Annotated in this window: 14 protein-coding genes and 4 tRNA genes; 16 read left to right on the forward strand and 2 right to left on the reverse strand. The window is 66.5% G+C overall.

Features of this window, described 5'->3' with window-relative positions; genetic code table 11:
• Positions 1–3 precede the first annotated feature (3 nt).
• The 3 genes from glnT (at position 4) to ACOGJB_RS12820 (ending at position 3,439) form a co-directional block, all read left to right on the forward strand.
• On the forward strand, positions 4–1,383 hold the full coding sequence (glnT, locus tag ACOGJB_RS12810; RefSeq protein ID WP_419837499.1) for a type III glutamate--ammonia ligase: 1,380 nt from the start codon (positions 4–6) through the stop codon (positions 1,381–1,383).
• Positions 1,384–1,395: 12 nt separating this feature from the next.
• Entirely contained in the window at positions 1,396–2,028 is a 633-nt protein-coding gene (locus tag ACOGJB_RS12815; protein ID WP_419837500.1) for a cysteine dioxygenase, read from the forward strand.
• Positions 2,029–2,173: 145 nt separating this feature from the next.
• Positions 2,174–3,439, forward strand: coding sequence for a rhodanese-like domain-containing protein (locus ACOGJB_RS12820; protein ID WP_419837501.1), 1,266 nt, complete (start codon positions 2,174–2,176; stop codon positions 3,437–3,439).
• A 166-nt stretch (positions 3,440–3,605) separates the two neighbouring features.
• On the opposite strand, the gene ACOGJB_RS12825 is transcribed toward ACOGJB_RS12820, so the two are convergent.
• The gene (locus ACOGJB_RS12825; RefSeq protein WP_419837502.1) at positions 3,606–4,484 is read right to left on the reverse strand and encodes an LLM class F420-dependent oxidoreductase; all 879 of its coding nucleotides are present in this window, start codon (positions 4,482–4,484) and stop codon (positions 3,606–3,608) included.
• A 232-nt stretch (positions 4,485–4,716) separates the two neighbouring features.
• Here ACOGJB_RS12825 and ACOGJB_RS12830 point away from each other — a divergent pair, with 232 nt between their 5' ends.
• The 4 genes from ACOGJB_RS12830 (at position 4,717) to ACOGJB_RS12845 (ending at position 8,141) form a co-directional block, all read left to right on the forward strand.
• The gene (locus ACOGJB_RS12830) at positions 4,717–5,631 is read left to right on the forward strand and encodes a 1,4-dihydroxy-2-naphthoyl-CoA synthase (RefSeq protein ID WP_419837503.1); all 915 of its coding nucleotides are present in this window, start codon (positions 4,717–4,719) and stop codon (positions 5,629–5,631) included.
• Positions 5,632–5,799: 168 nt separating this feature from the next.
• Complete coding sequence (locus ACOGJB_RS12835) at positions 5,800–6,456, forward strand: hypothetical protein (protein ID WP_419837504.1); 657 nt, start codon at positions 5,800–5,802, stop codon at positions 6,454–6,456.
• Positions 6,453–7,406 (forward strand): hypothetical protein, encoded by a 954-nt coding sequence (locus ACOGJB_RS12840; protein WP_419837505.1) that lies wholly within the window; start codon positions 6,453–6,455, stop codon positions 7,404–7,406. Before ACOGJB_RS12835 ends, ACOGJB_RS12840 begins: the two co-directional genes overlap by 4 nt.
• 51 nt (positions 7,407–7,457) lie before the next feature.
• Positions 7,458–8,141 (forward strand): RES family NAD+ phosphorylase, encoded by a 684-nt coding sequence (locus ACOGJB_RS12845; protein ID WP_419837506.1) that lies wholly within the window; start codon positions 7,458–7,460, stop codon positions 8,139–8,141.
• A 24-nt stretch (positions 8,142–8,165) separates the two neighbouring features.
• Here ACOGJB_RS12845 and ACOGJB_RS12850 read toward each other — a convergent pair whose 3' ends face one another.
• Positions 8,166–8,681 (reverse strand): N-acetyltransferase family protein, encoded by a 516-nt coding sequence (locus ACOGJB_RS12850; RefSeq protein ID WP_419837507.1) that lies wholly within the window; start codon positions 8,679–8,681, stop codon positions 8,166–8,168.
• A gap of 84 nt (positions 8,682–8,765) precedes the next feature.
• On the opposite strand from ACOGJB_RS12850, the gene ACOGJB_RS12855 reads away from it, so the two are divergent.
• From ACOGJB_RS12855 to ACOGJB_RS12895, 9 genes are all read left to right on the forward strand, one after another.
• A tRNA-Thr gene (locus ACOGJB_RS12855) sits at positions 8,766–8,838 on the forward strand.
• A 195-nt stretch (positions 8,839–9,033) separates the two neighbouring features.
• A tRNA-Met gene (locus ACOGJB_RS12860) sits at positions 9,034–9,107 on the forward strand.
• Positions 9,108–9,135: 28 nt separating this feature from the next.
• A tRNA-OTHER gene (locus tag ACOGJB_RS12865) sits at positions 9,136–9,269 on the forward strand.
• Positions 9,270–9,408: 139 nt separating this feature from the next.
• Positions 9,409–9,482: transfer RNA gene (locus ACOGJB_RS12870), tRNA-Trp, on the forward strand.
• 97 nt (positions 9,483–9,579) lie between these two features.
• Positions 9,580–9,888, forward strand: a complete 309-nt coding sequence (gene secE / locus ACOGJB_RS12875; RefSeq protein WP_419837508.1) for a preprotein translocase subunit SecE — start codon at positions 9,580–9,582, stop codon at positions 9,886–9,888.
• 21 nt (positions 9,889–9,909) lie between these two features.
• The gene (gene nusG, locus ACOGJB_RS12880) at positions 9,910–10,680 is read left to right on the forward strand and encodes a transcription termination/antitermination protein NusG (RefSeq protein WP_419837509.1); all 771 of its coding nucleotides are present in this window, start codon (positions 9,910–9,912) and stop codon (positions 10,678–10,680) included.
• Between the two features lie 61 nt (positions 10,681–10,741).
• Complete coding sequence (rplK, locus tag ACOGJB_RS12885) at positions 10,742–11,194, forward strand: 50S ribosomal protein L11 (protein ID WP_419837510.1); 453 nt, start codon at positions 10,742–10,744, stop codon at positions 11,192–11,194.
• A 123-nt stretch (positions 11,195–11,317) separates the two neighbouring features.
• Positions 11,318–12,004 (forward strand): 50S ribosomal protein L1, encoded by a 687-nt coding sequence (gene rplA, locus ACOGJB_RS12890; RefSeq protein WP_419837511.1) that lies wholly within the window; start codon positions 11,318–11,320, stop codon positions 12,002–12,004.
• 301 nt (positions 12,005–12,305) lie between these two features.
• On the forward strand, positions 12,306–15,545 hold the full coding sequence (locus tag ACOGJB_RS12895) for a hypothetical protein (RefSeq protein ID WP_419837512.1): 3,240 nt from the start codon (positions 12,306–12,308) through the stop codon (positions 15,543–15,545).
• The last annotated feature ends 628 nt before the right edge of the window (positions 15,546–16,173 follow it).

Below are 16,173 nucleotides of genomic sequence, written 5' to 3' on the forward strand. Positions count from 1 at the left end.
GCCATGAGCGACAGCGCTGATGCACTGGACGAGATCCGCAGCCGGACCGAAGCCGACGGCGTGGAGTTCATCTACGCCATGTTCGTGGAGATGCACGGAAAACCGTGCGCCAAGCTGGTGCCGGTCAGCGCCCTCGAGGGCTTGATGGCCGACGGGGCCGGCTTTGCGGGTTTCGCCGCTGGCCCTATGGGTCAGGACCCCTCCAGCCCCGACATCTTGGCGCTGCCCGACCCAGCCTCATACACGCAGCTGCCATGGCAGCCCAACGTGGCCGCCATGCAGTGCGATCCGACCGTCGAGGGTGAGCTGTGGCCCTATGCGCCGCGTGTGATCCTGCGCCGGGCGCTGGAAGCTGCGGCCGAGCGCAATCTCGTGCTCAAGTGCGGCGTGGAGGCCGAGTACTCACTGGTGGTGCGCAACGACGACGGCTCGCTCTCGGTGGCTGACGACCGCGACAACATGACTCTGCCGTGCTACGACGCCAAGGGCCTCACTCGAATGCTCCCGCACCTCACCGCGGTGTCGAAGAACCTCGATGCGATGGGATGGGGCAACTACGCCAACGACCACGAGGATGCGAACGGCCAGTACGAGCAGAACTGGCTGTACTCCGACGCGCTCACCACCGCCGACCGGCTGATCCTGTTCCGGCTGATGGTGCACACCTTGGCCCAGCGCGACGGCCGCTACGCCACGTTCATGCCCAAGCCGTTCGCGGACAAGACCGGCAACGGGCTGCACACCCACCTCAGCCTGTGGACCGCCGACACCGACGAGCCGCTGTTCATCGGCGGCAGCGGCGGCGGTCCCGACACCAAAGGGCTGGGCCTGAGCGACCTCGCCTACAAGTTCGTGGGCGGGCTCATCCGCCACGCCCGCTCGCTGGTGGCCGTGGTCTGCCCGATTGTCAACTCCTACAAGCGCATGGGAGTGGGTGCACCCACGTCGGGCGCCACCTGGGCACCGGCGTACGCGGTCTACGGCGGCAACAACCGCACCCAGATGATTCGCGTTCCCGAACCCGACCGCATCGAGGTCCGCCTCGGCGACGGGGCCGCCAACCCGTACCTGATGTTCGCGGCCTATCTGGCCTGCGGGCTCGACGGCGTCGACAATGACGTTGACCCCGGCGAGCCCAACACCGACAACCTGCATGCCATGTCAGCCGAAGAGGTGGCGGCGAAGGGGATCGCGGTGCTGCCGCCCACGCTGCTGCACGCAGCCGACGAGCTTGCATCCTCCAGTGTTCTCGGCGCCGGCCTCGGTGAGACTGCCGAGGGTCCCTACCGTGACTATTTCGCGAAGGTGAAGCGAGATGAGTTCCTGGCCCATCACAGCGTCGTCACCGCCGGCGAGGTCGATCAATACCTCACGCTGTTCTGAAAAGATGAGTCCATGAGCGCATCGGATTCGGCACAAGCGAGGGCCGCAGCGCGCGCAGCAGCGGTCGCAGACGCGATGGACGACATCGCCAAGATCGATGCGCACGGCAGTTCCCACGGCGGCATCGACCGGGCAGGCATCGCACGCATCAAGGAACGGCTGCTGGAGCTGGCCACCCACACCGAACTGTTCCCGTCGGAAGACTTCCCGCCTCCTGACGGCGAGCGCGGCTCTTTCAACTACCGGCTCGCCCAAAACGACGACGACACGCTCGCGCTGTACGTCCAGAGCGTCAGCACCGGCACGTCGGCACCGCCGCATGAGCACACGACGTGGGCGGTCATCGTGGGCATGCGCGGCCAGGAGCTGAATCGCTTCTACGACTGCTGCGCCGGTGAGGGCGAGCCGCATGTCGAACGTGAAGAGATGGTCGAGCGCGGCACCGGCGTTGCCATGCTCGGCCACGACATCCACTCCATCCACATCGAAGGCGCATCGACCAACTTCCACTGCTACGGGCTGGCCATGGAGGCGATGACAGGCCGTCGCTATTGGAGTGCCGACGAAGGTGAATGGCGGGTCTTCGCCGACACCGCCAGCATCGTTGAGGCCCGCCCGGGCTACCCCTCAACGGCCGTTGCCTAAGCCGCCGCAGGTGCGGGCGGGACCTGAGCAGCCCGTGAGCCCGTCCCCAATGGGAATTGGGAACATGAGCGGGAGACAAGGAGCGACGCGATGAGAAGGTTCGCCACTCCGCGCACTCTCGTGGCCCAGCTTCGAGGGAAGTGTGGTGGCTGACGTCCGCGCCGTCTCGGCGGCCGAGCTGATGGCATTGCACCGCGATCTGCTGCGCGGCGACGGCACGGAGCTGGCGCTGGTCGACGCCCGCGAGCCCACCGAGTTCACCCAGCGGCATTTGCTGTATGCCGCGAACCTGCCACTGAGCCATGTCGGGCTTGAAGTGGCGGCGCGCATTCCCCGGCGCAGCGCGCCGGTTGTGGTGTGCGACGACGGTGGGGGAGAAGCCGCGGCGGTGGCGCTCGAGCTCACCGTGCTCGGCTACACCGACACAACGGTGCTCGACGGCGGCATCGACGCGTGGGCGGCCGCGGGTGGCGAGCTGTATTCGGGCATCAATGTGCCCTCAAAGCTGTTCGGCGAATTGGTCGAGGCGCACTTCGACACGCCGCATGTCTCTGCAACAGAGCTGGCCGGTTGGCTGGCGGAGGGCCGCGACTTGGTGGTGGTGGACTCGCGGACCCGTCGGGAGTTCAACCGCATGAGCATCCCGACAGGCCGGTCGTGCCCCGGTGGTGAGCTGGTGCGCCGGGTGGGAGACCTGATCGGCGAGGGCACCACGGTGGTCGTGAATTGTGCCGGGCGGACCCGAAGCATCATGGGCGCGCAGTCGCTGCGCTCGGCTGGGCTGGAGCGGGTCGTCGCTCTGAAGGACGGCACGATGGGCTGGGAGCTGGCCGGGCTGCAGCTGGAACACGGCCGCGACGAGCAGGTGCCCGAGCCCGATGCCGACGACCGCCAGCAGGCACTCGCTGCGGCGGTGGCGGCGGCCGAGCGCTGCGGGGTTCGTACGATTGATCGTGACCAACTGTCGGCATGGCTCGCGCAGAGCGACCGCACGACCTACGTCATGGACGTGCGCACCCCCGAAGAGTTCGCCGCCGGCCATTTGCCGGAAGCGACGGGTGCCCCCGGCGGCCAGCTGGTGCAGGCCACCGACGAGTACCTCGTGACCCGGGGAGCCAGGGTGGTGCTGGCCGACCACGACGGCGTCGGTGCCACCATGACAGCGTCGTGGCTGATCCAGATGGGCTGGGATGCCTGCGTGCTCGAGCCCGACTGGGCTGGCGAACCGGAGTCGGTCACAGGCGGCAACGACGCCGCCGAGGCCGCACTGCGCTCACGTCAGCCACCGCTTCCCTACGACCCCGAAGACGCAGAAGTTGCCCGGGCCGCGATGCAGGGCTACTTGGACTGGGAGGTCGCGCTGCCTGACCAGTACGCCCGCGACGACCTCGTCGAATTCCGTTTCCATTAGCGGCTCAGCCGCGTATACGCTGGCGTCATCGCGCGATACGAGCGGGACGGATACCGGGTGCACGGCTCAACGAGATAACCCGGGTCCGTCCCGCCAGTGCGCAACCTAGTGGTCGAGTCTTCTTGATGAGTCTCGATTTATTTCGATCTCGACCGATGCGGGCTTGCTAGAGATCGGCGAAGCGCTCGATGGTTTCGGCCCACGAACTGACGTCATCAGGCGTGGCAATGACGGTCTGCAGCCCGGCCATGGGCGACACCGGCACGGCGATTCGGCTGACCCCTCGCCGGGCCAGTTCCGGAATCTCGTCGACGTCGGCTGGCAGCTGCACAGTGATCTCCAGTGCATCGGGGTCTCGCCCGTGGTCCGCAGCCGTCTGGCGAGCGAGATCGATCAGATCCCACGGCGCACCGCGCGCCGGGAAATAGCCGTCACCGAGCCGTCCTGCCCGCCGTGCAGCCACCTTCGAATCGCCGCCCACGATGATCGGCACCGATCCGTTCATCGGCTGCGGTCGGCAGTACGCGGCATCGAAATTCACAAACTCTCCGTGGAACGTGGGTCGGTCGGCCGACCACAGCTCTCGCATGGCCGCGACGTACTCGTCGGTGCGGCGCCCGCGATCGTGGAAGTGGTCGCCGACTCCGATCGCCTCGAATTCTTCGCGCATCCAGCCCACGCCGATGCCCAGCAGCACCCGACCGCCGGACATGTGGTCGAGTGTGGCGATCTGCTTCGCGCACACCACCGGACTGTGCTGGGGCACGATCAGGATGCCGGTGCCGAATTTGATGGTGGAGGTGACGCCGGCCATGTAGGCCATCCACATCAGCGGATCGGGCAGCAGCAGATCCTCGACGCCGCCGGCCATCTTGCCGTCGGGGCTGTAGGGGTACTGCGACTCATAGCCCGAGGGGATGACGGTGTGCTCGACCGTCCACGCCGATTCGAATCCGGCCGCCTCGCCGGCCTGCACCAGCTCGGCGGCGAGCGCCGTATCCATGGCGAACTTGCCGGTGTTGCAATACCTCAGTGCGAATTTCATGCCCCTTGTCCCTTCGATACGAGCCCGTCGCCAAGCGCCGGATTCGCAGTCTCGCGCGCAGCGTCGCTCGTTGACCGCTCAACCGCTGCCCTCAGCGGTCACGCGGATCACCGCGTCATCCATCGGCTCCGCCTCGTGCTCGCGGTGACCGCTGCGGTGACCCGATCCAATACCGTGCCCTCGTCGCCCGCACCGGGTTCACTGCGCTTACCCGGCCGGCCTTGGAGCACCCATGCCGTTCTTGCCACACGTCTCGGACATCTTCGACCCGTCGCGCTGGGACGCCGTCGACGGATTCGATCCCACCGACATCACCTACCACCGCAGTACCGAGCACGGAACCGTTCGCATCGCGTTTGATCGGCCCGATGTGCGCAACGCCTTCCGGCCGCACACCGTCGACGAGCTGTACCGGGCGCTGGACCACGCCCGCATGACGCCCGATGTCGGCTGCATCCTGCTCACCGGCAACGGGCCGGCTCCCGCGGACGGCGGTTGGGCGTTCTGCTCGGGCGGCGACCAGCGCATTCGGGGCCGTGACGGCTACCGCTACGCGGACGGCGAGACCGCCGCCGAGATCGACCCGGCCCGTACCGGGCGCCTGCACATCCTGGAGTGCCAGCGGCTGATCCGGATGATGCCCAAGGTGGTCATCTGCGTGGCGAGCGGCTGGGCTGCTGGCGGCGGCCACAGCCTGCACGTCGTGTGCGATCTGACCATTGCGTCCCAAGAGCACGCCCGCTTCCGCCAGACCGACACCAACGTGGCCAGCTTCGACGGCGGCTTCGGCTCGGCCTACCTGGCGCGCCAGATCGGCCAGAAGAAGGCCCGCGAGATCTTCTTCCTCGGCCGCACCTACACCGCCCAGGAGCGGTTCGATATGGGTGACGTGAACGCCGTGGTGCCCCACGCCGAGCTGGAATCGGTCGCGCTGGAGTGGGCTGCGGAAATCGTGTCGCGCTCACCGACGGCGCAGCGCATGGCCAAGTTTGCGTTCAACCTCATCGACGACGGCCTCGTCGGCCAGCAGGTGTTCGCGGGGGAGGCCACCCGACTGGCATACGGCACCGACGAAGCCGCCGAAGGGCGCGACGCATTCCTCGAAAAGCGAGACCCGGAATTCGAGCAATTCCCCTGGCACTTCTGAAAAGGACTCTTGATTCACCATGTGCGAACAAGCGCGCGCTATAACTCACAATGTGCCGTCGATTGCCACGACCTCAGCAGTCCTGCGCGACGCCCCGATTCGTGGCCGCCTATGCTGCTGCGCTGCCTGCGAGGAACCGGGCGGGCTGGGCATGACCCGAGGACAGCCATGATGACTCAGCAGTTGCCCACGGCCTTCGTCCCCGTGCTTGCGAAGCTCAACGACATCTCACCGGATGACTATGAGGCCCTATGCACCGCGGTGGAGGCGCTTGACGAGCCGTCCGGCATCGTTGACTTCGTCGAGCGAGCGGGCCAGTTGGCCGAGCTAACCGCTGACGAGGCGCGAGCGCTGCTCTCAATGATGCTGTCAACCGCTGCCCATGCTGAAGCGAGCGAACTAGACATCAGCGAACTGAGTGACGAGATGGCCTCATCTGAAGCGCTGAGCTTGGAGAACGAAGGCCAGCAGCGTCTCGCCGCTCGGATCAAGTACTTGGTTGAGCAGAGGTCGACCCAGGTCCTGCATAAGAGTTTGGCTCTCATGCAGGAGCACCAGAGCGTCTTCTTGGACGCTCGGATCCTCACCGACATTCGGCCCGTGTTCGGCGGCGAGGTGTCTGAGGGACTGGACGCGGTTGTGTTGACGCATTCGCTCAAGGTTGACTTTGTGCGGGAGGGCAAACGCAACAGCTTCTATGTGGCGCTGGACCAGTCCGACCTGCGAGTCATGAAGACGACAATCGAGCGGGCGATTGAAAAAGCCACATCGCTGAGGGAGACCTTGGAAGCTGCTGGCATTGCGAATCTCACGTTGGAGGCATGATGTCGCAGACCCACCTTGATGGTCTCTACGACCCAAGCATCTTCGATGATTCGGCCAAGCACGCTGAGGGCTGGCTGCAAGCCGCTCCGGCACCTCCAACTTGGTCCATCCTGCAGCGTGTCGTTCACGAGGTCGTGGGGGGTGCCTCGTCGGCAGACCCTGTGATTCGCGTGACCCCTGCGGTGCGAGACCTTCTTGTGCCCATGGCGCTCCTTCCAGCTGAGCCCGTGCAAGTACCTGGCCCCTCGTACGTCGTGGTCTCGTCGTCCTCGCTGATCGATAAGGCACTGCGTGACCGTTGCAAGCGCCGCGTCGGCGTCGATTGGCAATATGAGCAGTCTCTTGAGCAAGGCGGCGCGGGACTCCGCAACGCTCTCGCTCGCCATGTGCAGAATCAGCTAATCGCAATTGCCGCGCACAGCGCCCAGATGTTGGACGACCCCGATATCCGAGACGTGACGCGGGGCTTGGTCGAACAGCTCAGAGTTCTGCTCGATGAATCTGAGCAGGTGCTTGCGGCCCCGGCACGGCTGAGGGCCGCCGTGCGGCAGCAAGTGCTGGACGAGCCGATGTACAGCGAAGACGAGGTTGCTGCAGTCAGCCATGGTCACCTGGACATCGCGGACATTCGCTCGAGGCGCGCCGATTCGATGCTGCTGGCACTGCCGACCGACAGCGGATTCCTGTATCCGAGATTCCAATTTGACCAAAGAGGCTCCGCATATGAGACGACGCAGCGGGTCAATCAGCACTTGAGGGCTGCCGATGACCCCTGGGGTGTCGCTTCGTGGTGGTTCTCTGAGCACGTTCGATTGGGGGGCCGCCCGGCCGACCTGATGCACACGGCCGCAGATATCGGAGAAGGTGGCGCTTCCTCTGATGATGAGGGCCGTCGCCTAGCCGATGCCGTATTTGCTGCGGCGCAGGCGATGACCGATCCGGCCGCATAGCCGCGCGGTCAGGGCACCACGTACTTGCGGTAACAGGCGGAACTCGTCTCCATGGGTTCCGCCCCATCAAGGCGCCTGCGGACGCTGCCGGATCCACCCACTCAATTCAACGGCACTCCGAACAAACTCCCGCTATCGGCCGGAACTCCGCTGTGGCGTGTACACAGGGAGAAATACCCCGCCGACGAGTTCAATCCGAATCCGGTCGCCCAAGACCTCGCGAGTGAGTTCGCGGGAGGCCGCTTCGATTCCGCAACGCAGGACCCGTACCCGTTTCTCTACGCTGCCGCGGACGACAGAACTGCCGTCGCGGAGAAACTGCTTCGAGATCTGCCGGTCAGTCAATTCGGAAAGCGCGAAATGCTCTCCCAAGAGGTCTCCGGGTTGTGCGTCAGTCAGATCGACGTCGCAGCAGGTCTCGAACTGGTCAGCCTTCGTTCTGGCAGCGACCTCGCCGCCATCGGAATTGACACCCGATTGACCATCGGACCATCGACCGAGTACCCCGTGACGCGCGAGTGGTCCGCGGCGATCCGCGAGTGGGCCGATTGGGCACAGGGACTCACGTGGCGCTCGGGTCGGGAGCCCGACGGCTTCGCGTTCGTCTTCTTCGGCGATCGAATCGGCACGGGCGACATCGTGATGTCGGCCAACTCGTCATGCGGCGCGGAGGCATTTGATCTCATCACGCTGATCCTGTCGCAGTACAACGTTGCCGTGCGCGACGAGTCGTGACCGCAACTGGATCCGCGAAATGCGTCAAGTCGGGCGCAGGCGCTGCATGAGCGTCACGTCGAGCCATCGCCCGAACTTGCGGCCCACCTCTCGCTCCACCCCGACGAGCTCGAAGCCGTGCTTGGCGTGCAGCGCCACCGAAGCGGCGCCGGCATCTGCGACACGAGCGAAGACTGCGTGAAAGCCGTGCTCGTCGGCCAGCGCCACCAAGTCGCCGAGCAGCAGGCTGCCAACGCCGCGACCGTGGTGGTCGCGGTGGACATAGACGGAGTCTTCGACGCTGGTTGAGTACGCCGGCCGGGTGCGGTATGGCGACAGGCACGCCCAGCCCAGCACCGTGTCGCCGGGGTTGTCGTCACTGCCGGTGTCGGGCACCGCCACGATGCAGGGGTAGGCACCTGAGTGGTCCTGCATCCAGGCCGCTTGCTCCGCGGCGGTGCGGGGCACCATGTCGAACGTCGCGGTGCCTTCGGTGACCTCGCGGTTGTAGATCTCCGCGATGGCATCAGCATCGGCCATCGTGGCCAGCCGGGTCCGCACGACAGCGAAGCTATCGGGGGTCCACAGCTACACTCCAGACCCCACACATGTCGGTGCAGACCGCTCGGGTTGTGCGCCGATTTCGCCCCGTTAGCTCAGTAGGCAGAGCACAGCCATGGTAAGGCTGGTGTCGCCGGTTCGATTCCGGCACGGGGCTCGCCGAGCGAGGTCCTGGCGGGGAGCACGATCGGCGGTGCCAGTAGGCTCTGCGTGCATATTTTGGCGGGATAGCTCAGTTGGTCAGAGCGCACGGCAGCGGCGGCCGCTTGCGGTCGCCGCCGGTAGCGCAGCATCGTGAGGTCCTGGCGGGGAGCGTGAATGGTGGTGCCAGTAGGCTCTGCGTGCATATTTTGGCGGGATAGCTCAGTTGGTCAGAGCGCACGGCTCATAATCGTGAGGTCCTGGGTTCGAGTCCCAGTCCCGCTACCCATCCGGCCTTCTCCCGTCACGATCTGGCGGGATGGCTCAGTTGGTCAGAGCGCACGGCAGCGGCGGCCGTTTGCGGTCGCCGCCATAGACACGGCATCGTGAGGTCCTTCGCCGCAGCTTCGCTGCGGGCCTTGGGCGCAGTGAGTCCCAGTCCCGCTACTGCGGCCAGAGTCCGCTACTGCGGCCAGAGTCCGCTGGACGCGACCCAGATTGCTGCGGGTAGCCTGTTGCGGCGGACATTCGCCGAGAATGACCGCACTGAGAGTCACCGCGTATCGCCCCCGATGCGCCGACGCTGAGGGCAGTAGCTCAATTTGGTAGAGCACCGGTCTCCAAAACCGGCGGTTGCGGGTTCGAGTCCCTCCTGCCCTGCGCTTCCGCCAAGTTTGACCCTCAGCCGGACCGAATTGACTGTGCCCAAGCCCCCGAAGACAAGTCCTCAAGGAAGAGAAGGTCGGAGACTTCCCCGATGGCCATGAACCGACGGACACGCCGTCACCTGCAGCGTCAGGGCGAGATGGGGGCTGACGGCGCGCCCGCGGGCAGGCGCGAGCGACGCCAGGCGGCGTCAGCATCGCCCACCACGGAACGAACTGGGCCGGCCCAGTTCGTCGGCGAAGTTCGTTCCGAGCTCAAGAAGGTGATCTGGCCGACCCGCGCCGAGATCGTCAACTACTCGGTCGTCGTGTTCATCACCATCGTGATTCTGACCGCGATGATCGCCGGATTCGACTGGACTCTGGGCGAAGGCGTCCTGCGCCTCTTTGACGTGAACTGACGAACTTCAGAACTGATGAACATGAGTGACGTGACCGAAACCCCCGCAGTACCCGAGACGGATCCGATGGCGACCGCGCGCCGGTTGCTGAGTTCTCAGACGGCAACCACCCTGATGGGGCCGGGTGCCGGGGCGGCCGAATCTGCTGACGCCGCGGATGCCGCCGACGAGGGCGGATTCGTCGACGTGCTCAGCGAGGATGAGCTGCTCGCTGCAGAAGAGCCTGAGACCAAGCGGGTCTCGCCCTACGACCGCCCAGGGCGCTGGTTCGTCGTGCACACGCAGTCGGGCTACGAGAAGAAGGTCAAGCAGAACCTCGAAGCCCGCATCGGAACGTTCGACATGGAGGAGCAGATTCTCGAAGTCGCGATCCCGATGGAGGACGTCATCGAGTTCAAGGGCGGCCGCAAGGTTGTCGCCAAGAAGAAGGTCTTCCCCGGCTACCTGCTGATCCGTTGCCGTCCCAGCGACGAGGCCCACCACATGATCCGCAGCACGCCCGGGGTCACGGGGTACGCGGGTCCCGGCGGCAAGCCGTCGCCCCTGCGCCGCAGGGAGGTGGAGTCGTTTCTCGCCGAGCCCGACGACGGACCCGAGATGCCGCGCCGCACCAAGCCTTCGATGATCTTCGAGATCGACGAGGGCGTGCGGATCAAGGAAGGACCGTTCTCTGACTTCCAGGGTCAGGTCATCGAGATCAACGAGGAGCAGCTGAAGGTGAAGGTGCTGGTGAACATCTTCGGCCGAGAAACTCCCGTCGAGCTCGACTTCGTACAAGTCGCAAAGATCTGAGCCGCAGCGGCGCCCGGCTTCGCCTGGACTGCCGCACATTCAACTCGACAAGGAGCACCCCATGGCAGAGAGCCCAGCACGGTCTTCGAGGCGCAAGCGAGTGAGCGCGGTCGTGAAGATCCAGATTCCCGCGGGCCAGGCAACACCCGCACCGCCGGTGGGAACTGCGCTCGGCCCGCACGGCGTGGCGATCATGGACTTCTGCAAGGAGTACAACGCCAAGACGGAGAGCCAGCGCGGCACGGTCGTGCCCGCAGAGATCACGATCTTCGAGGATCGCTCTTTCACCTTCATTACCAAGACCCCTCCCACGTCGGTGTTACTGCGAAAGGCAGCAGGGCTGGAGAAGGCGGCTGAGAATCCCGGCCGCGAGACCGTGGCTCACATCACACGGGCCCAGGTGGCCGAAATCGCCACCACCAAGATGCCGGACCTCAACGCTCGAGATCTCGAGAGCGCCAAGTTGCAAGTCATCGGCACGGCGCGGTCGATGGGCATCGAAGTCGCGGGCTGAATCGCCGCGCAGGAGATGAGAGATGTCAGCGAGCAGTTGCGCCGAGGCGACCAGACGGTACGACCGGCAGATGATGCACGAGCCCGCGGTCTGAGTAGCGGCGCAGCAGAGGAGACCCCCAAAATGTCAGGCAAGAAGTACGCCGAGGCGACCCGACGGTACGACCGGCAGATGATGCACGAGCCCTCTCAGGCGATCGACATGGTGCGCACGCTTGCACCAGCGAAGTTCGATGAGACCGTCGACCTGTCGGTGCGGCTCGGCGTGGACCCGCGCAAGGCCGACCAGATGGTGCGCGGTACCGTCGCGTTGCCTTCGGGAACGGGCGGAGACGTGCGTGTCGCGGTGTTCGCGCAGGGCGACGCCGCGGCAGAAGCCTCTGAGGCAGGTGCCGATGTCGTGGGCGGCGCCGATCTGGCCGAGCGTGTGGAGGGCGGCTTCACCGACTTCGACGTGGCGATCGCGACGCCCGACATGATGGGCGTGGTGGGCCGGCTGGGCAAGGTGCTGGGTCCGCGTGGCCTCATGCCCAATCCGAAGTCCGGCACGGTCACGCCCGATGTCAGCAAGGCCGTGGGCGAATTCAAGGGCGGCAAGATCGAGTACCGCACGGACCGGTACGGCAACGTGCATTTGGCGATCGGCAAGGTGAGCTTCTCCGCTGAGGACTTGAGCGCCAATCTCGAAGCGGTCATGGACGAGCTGGCGCGGGCAAGGCCGGCCAGCGCCAAAGGCCGCTACGTCCGCAAGATGGTGGTGTCCTCCACCATGGGCCCAGGAATCCATATCGACCCCACCACCTTCAACTGACGGGTTTCCCGGCTTCAACTGAACGGTCCCCCGGATGTCGCCAGTCTCGCCACCTGCCCCCGAGGTGCTCGCACCATCACGGTGCGCGACGTGAGCGCTTGGCTGTACGGGCCGGAGGCACGTCCGAAGCTGAAGCACGGCTGGCAGCACGAGGGTGCAGCACTGTCCCAAGCCGCCTTCGGCGGCGACGATGGGTGGCGCTGAAGGCATCACAATTGCTCGCGGCGACCACGAGTAGCTTCTTATCGTCGTGCGCCTGTTGCGAGCCGTGAACTAGCCGATTGCTGCCATGTCGCACCGAGTGTTATGGCTGATTGCTCCCGCGGCGATGGCTTTGGTGGTGCTGCTGTCGGCAACGTCTTCAGCGCAATCGACCGACCAGACCAAGTCGTCCAGTTGTGTCGGGCATCTGGGCACGTTGGATGCGGAGTCTCCGAGTGTGTCGGTGTCGGGGATCGTGGCGGTGGACGCGGGCTGCACGTCGTCGCGGCGTGATCCTGACGGCACGTCGACGTTTTATGCGCGGCGTCACACGTTCTCGTTGGCTGCGGCGGCGACGGTGTCGGTGTCTGCGGGGCCGAGCTCGCCGCGTTCGTTCGTGATCTTGAGCGACGGCTCGGGTGCGGAGGTGGGCCGCGGTCAGGGTTCGTCGGGGCGTTACGGCTCGTCGTCGGCGCGGCTGGATTATCTGCTGCTGGCGGCGGGGACCTACACGGCGGAGGTCACGACCGGCTCGGCGGGGCAGGTCGGCTCCTATTCGCTGAGCGTGTCCTGGGCGCCGGCGGATGCGTGCGTGCGCGATCTGGGCACGTTGGATGCGGAGTCTCCGAGTGTGTCGGTGTCGGGGATCGTGGCGGTGGACGCGGGCTGCACGTCGTCGCGGCGTGATCCTGACGGCACGTCGACGTTTTATGCGCGGCGTCACACGTTCTCGTTGGCTGCGGCGGCGACGGTGTCGGTGTCTGCGGGGCCGAGCTCGCCGCGTTCGTTCGTGATCTTGAGCGACGGCTCGGGTGCGGAGGTGGGCCGCGGTCAGGGTTCGTCGGGGCGTTACGGCTCGTCGTCGGCGCGGCTGGATTATCTGCTGCTGGCGGCGGGGACCTACACGGCGGAGGTCACGACCGGCTCGGCGGGGCAGGTCGGCTCCTATTCGCTGAGCGTGTCCTGGGCGCCGGCGGATGCGTGCGTGCGCGATCTGGGCACGTTGGATGCGGAGTCTCCGAGTGTGTCGGTGTCGGGGATCGTGGCGGTGGACGCGGGCTGCACGTCGTCGCGGCGTGATCCTGACGGCACGTCGACGTTTTATGCGCGGCGTCACACGTTCTCGTTGGCTGCGGCGGCGACGGTGTCGGTGTCTGCGGGGCCGAGCTCGCCGCGTTCGTTCGTGATCTTGAGCGACGGCTCGGGTGCGGAGGTGGGCCGCGGTCAGGGTTCGTCGGGGCGTTACGGCTCGTCGTCGGCGCGGCTGGATTATCTGCTGCTGGCGGCGGGGACCTACACGGCGGAGGTCACGACCGGCTCGGCGGGGCAGGTCGGCTCCTATTCGCTGAGCGTGTCCTGGGCGCCGGCGGATGCGTGCGTGCGCGATCTGGGCACGTTGGATGCGGAGTCTCCGAGTGTGTCGGTGTCGGGGATCGTGGCGGTGGACGCGGGCTGCACGTCGTCGCGGCGTGATCCTGACGGCACGTCGACGTTTTATGCGCGGCGTCACACGTTCTCGTTGGCTGCGGCGGCGACGGTGTCGGTGTCTGCGGGGCCGAGCTCGCCGCGTTCGTTCGTGATCTTGAGCGACGGCTCGGGTGCGGAGGTGGGCCGCGGTCAGGGTTCGTCGGGGCGTTACGGCTCGTCGTCGGCGCGGCTGGATTATCTGCTGCTGGCGGCGGGGACCTACACGGCGGAGGTCACGACCGGCTCGGCGGGGCAGGTCGGCTCCTATTCGCTGAGCGTGTCCTGGGCGCCGGCGGATGCGTGCGTGCGCGATCTGGGCACGTTGGATGCGGAGTCTCCGAGTGTGTCGGTGTCGGGGATCGTGGCGGTGGACGCGGGCTGCACGTCGTCGCGGCGTGATCCTGACGGCACGTCGACGTTTTATGCGCGGCGTCACACGTTCTCGTTGGCTGCGGCGGCGACGGTGTCGGTGTCTGCGGGGCCGAGCTCGCCGCGTTCGTTCGTGATCTTGAGCGACGGCTCGGGTGCGGAGGTGGGCCGCGGTCAGGGTTCGTCGGGGCGTTACGGCTCGTCGTCGGCGCGGCTGGATTATCTGCTGCTGGCGGCGGGGACCTACACGGCGGAGGTCACGACCGGCTCGGCGGGGCAGGTCGGCTCCTATTCGCTGAGCGTGTCCTGGGCGCCGGCGGATGCGTGCGTGCGCGATCTGGGCACGTTGGATGCGGAGTCTCCGAGTGTGTCGGTGTCGGGGATCGTGGCGGTGGACGCGGGCTGCACGTCGTCGCGGCGTGATCCTGACGGCACGTCGACGTTTTATGCGCGGCGTCACACGTTCTCGTTGGCTGCGGCGGCGACGGTGTCGGTGTCTGCGGGGCCGAGCTCGCCGCGTTCGTTCGTGATCTTGAGCGACGGCTCGGGTGCGGAGGTGGGCCGCGGTCAGGGTTCGTCGGGGCGTTACGGCTCGTCGTCGGCGCGGCTGGATTATCTGCTGCTGGCGGCGGGGACCTACACGGCGGAGGTCACGACCGGCTCGGCGGGGCAGGTCGGCTCCTATTCGCTGAGCGTGTCCTGGGCGCCGGCGGATGCGTGCGTGCGCGATCTGGGCACGTTGGATGCGGAGTCTCCGAGTGTGTCGGTGTCGGGGATCGTGGCGGTGGACGCGGGCTGCACGTCGTCGCGGCGTGATCCTGACGGCACGTCGACGTTTTATGCGCGGCGTCACACGTTCTCGTTGGCTGCGGCGGCGACGGTGTCGGTGTCTGCGGGGCCGAGCTCGCCGCGTTCGTTCGTGATCTTGAGCGACGGCTCGGGTGCGGAGGTGGGCCGCGGTCAGGGTTCGTCGGGGCGTTACGGCTCGTCGTCGGCGCGGCTGGATTATCTGCTGCTGGCGGCGGGGACCTACACGGCGGAGGTCACGACCGGCTCGGCGGGGCAGGTCGGCTCCTATTCGCTGAGCGTGTCCTGGGCGCCGGCGGATGCGTGCGTGCGCGATCTGGGCACGTTGGATGCGGAGTCTCCGAGTGTGTCGGTGTCGGGGATCGTGGCGGTGGACGCGGGCTGCACGTCGTCGCGGCGTGATCCTGACGGCACGTCGACGTTTTATGCGCGGCGTCACACGTTCTCGTTGGCTGCGGCGGCGACGGTGTCGGTGTCTGCGGGGCCGAGCTCGCCGCGTTCGTTCGTGATCTTGAGCGACGGCTCGGGTGCGGAGGTGGGCCGCGGTCAGGGTTCGTCGGGGCGTTACGGCTCGTCGTCGGGCGCGGCTGGATTATCTGCTGCTGGCGGCGGGGACCTACACGGCGGAGGTCACGACCGGCTCGGCGGGGCAGGTCGGCTCCTATTCGCTGAGCGTGTCCTGGGCGCCGGCCTATGAGCCGTTGGCGGTGGTATTGGCCGATGCTTCGTCGGTGGAGTTGGTGTATGACGCCGTGCTGGACGCAAACTCGGTGCCACCGGTGAGCGCTTTTGGTGTTGTCGTGGGCGATTCGGCCCGTCCGGTTAGTTTGGTGTCGGTGTCGGGGCAGGTGGTGACTCTGGGTTCGGCGGAGCCGGCGCTGTCCTCACAGAGAGCAGCTGTGTCGTACACAGTTCCCACCGATTCAGGGGAACGCCGCATAGAGGCTACGAGCGGCGCCGCGGCCCGCAGTTTCGTCAGTCGTGTGGCGGTGGTTCCGCCCGATGCACCAGGGCTTCCGGCGGTCGGGTCGCGCCTTGACGGGTTGTCGGGAGGCCTTCAAGTGTCGTGGCCGACGGTGGCCGGGAGCAGCCGCTATGAGTTGCAGTGGCGTCGGATCGGCGAGCAGGAGTGGTCGTCGGCACGCGCCAGCGCAGGGTCACCGTTCACGGTGCGGGGTCTGGTCCGGGGCGCGCTCTATGAGGTGCAAGTGCGCGCCGTGTGGACTGGCGGCGAAACCGCCCATGTGCTGTATGTGACCGGTTGGTCGGCGTCGGGTTCTGGCATTGCGGGCGGGTGGACGCCCGCGAAGGTGATGGTGGCGCCT

This window comes from Candidatus Poriferisodalis sp., from assembly GCF_965208895.1.
In the GTDB taxonomy this organism is placed as follows: Bacteria; Actinomycetota; Acidimicrobiia; order Acidimicrobiales; family Poriferisodalaceae; genus Poriferisodalis.

Excerpts from the sequence above, each read along its gene's own strand:
- ACOGJB_RS12840 (WP_419837505.1), top strand. The coding sequence starts at position 6,453 with ATGATGTCGCAGACCCACCTTGATGGTCTCTACGACCCAAGCATCTTC.
- rplA (WP_419837511.1), top strand. The coding sequence starts at position 11,318 with ATGTCAGGCAAGAAGTACGCCGAGGCGACCCGACGGTACGACCGGCAG.
- ACOGJB_RS12845 (WP_419837506.1), top strand. The coding sequence starts at position 7,458 with ATGGGTTCCGCCCCATCAAGGCGCCTGCGGACGCTGCCGGATCCACCC.
- ACOGJB_RS12825 (WP_419837502.1), bottom strand. The coding sequence starts at position 4,484 with ATGAAATTCGCACTGAGGTATTGCAACACCGGCAAGTTCGCCATGGAT.
- ACOGJB_RS12830 (WP_419837503.1), top strand. The coding sequence starts at position 4,717 with ATGCCGTTCTTGCCACACGTCTCGGACATCTTCGACCCGTCGCGCTGG.
- secE (WP_419837508.1), top strand. The coding sequence starts at position 9,580 with ATGGCCATGAACCGACGGACACGCCGTCACCTGCAGCGTCAGGGCGAG.
- ACOGJB_RS12815 (WP_419837500.1), top strand. The coding sequence starts at position 1,396 with ATGAGCGCATCGGATTCGGCACAAGCGAGGGCCGCAGCGCGCGCAGCA.
- rplK (WP_419837510.1), top strand. The coding sequence starts at position 10,742 with ATGGCAGAGAGCCCAGCACGGTCTTCGAGGCGCAAGCGAGTGAGCGCG.
- glnT (WP_419837499.1), top strand. The coding sequence starts at position 4 with ATGAGCGACAGCGCTGATGCACTGGACGAGATCCGCAGCCGGACCGAA.
- ACOGJB_RS12835 (WP_419837504.1), top strand. The coding sequence starts at position 5,800 with ATGATGACTCAGCAGTTGCCCACGGCCTTCGTCCCCGTGCTTGCGAAG.
- nusG (WP_419837509.1), top strand. The coding sequence starts at position 9,910 with ATGAGTGACGTGACCGAAACCCCCGCAGTACCCGAGACGGATCCGATG.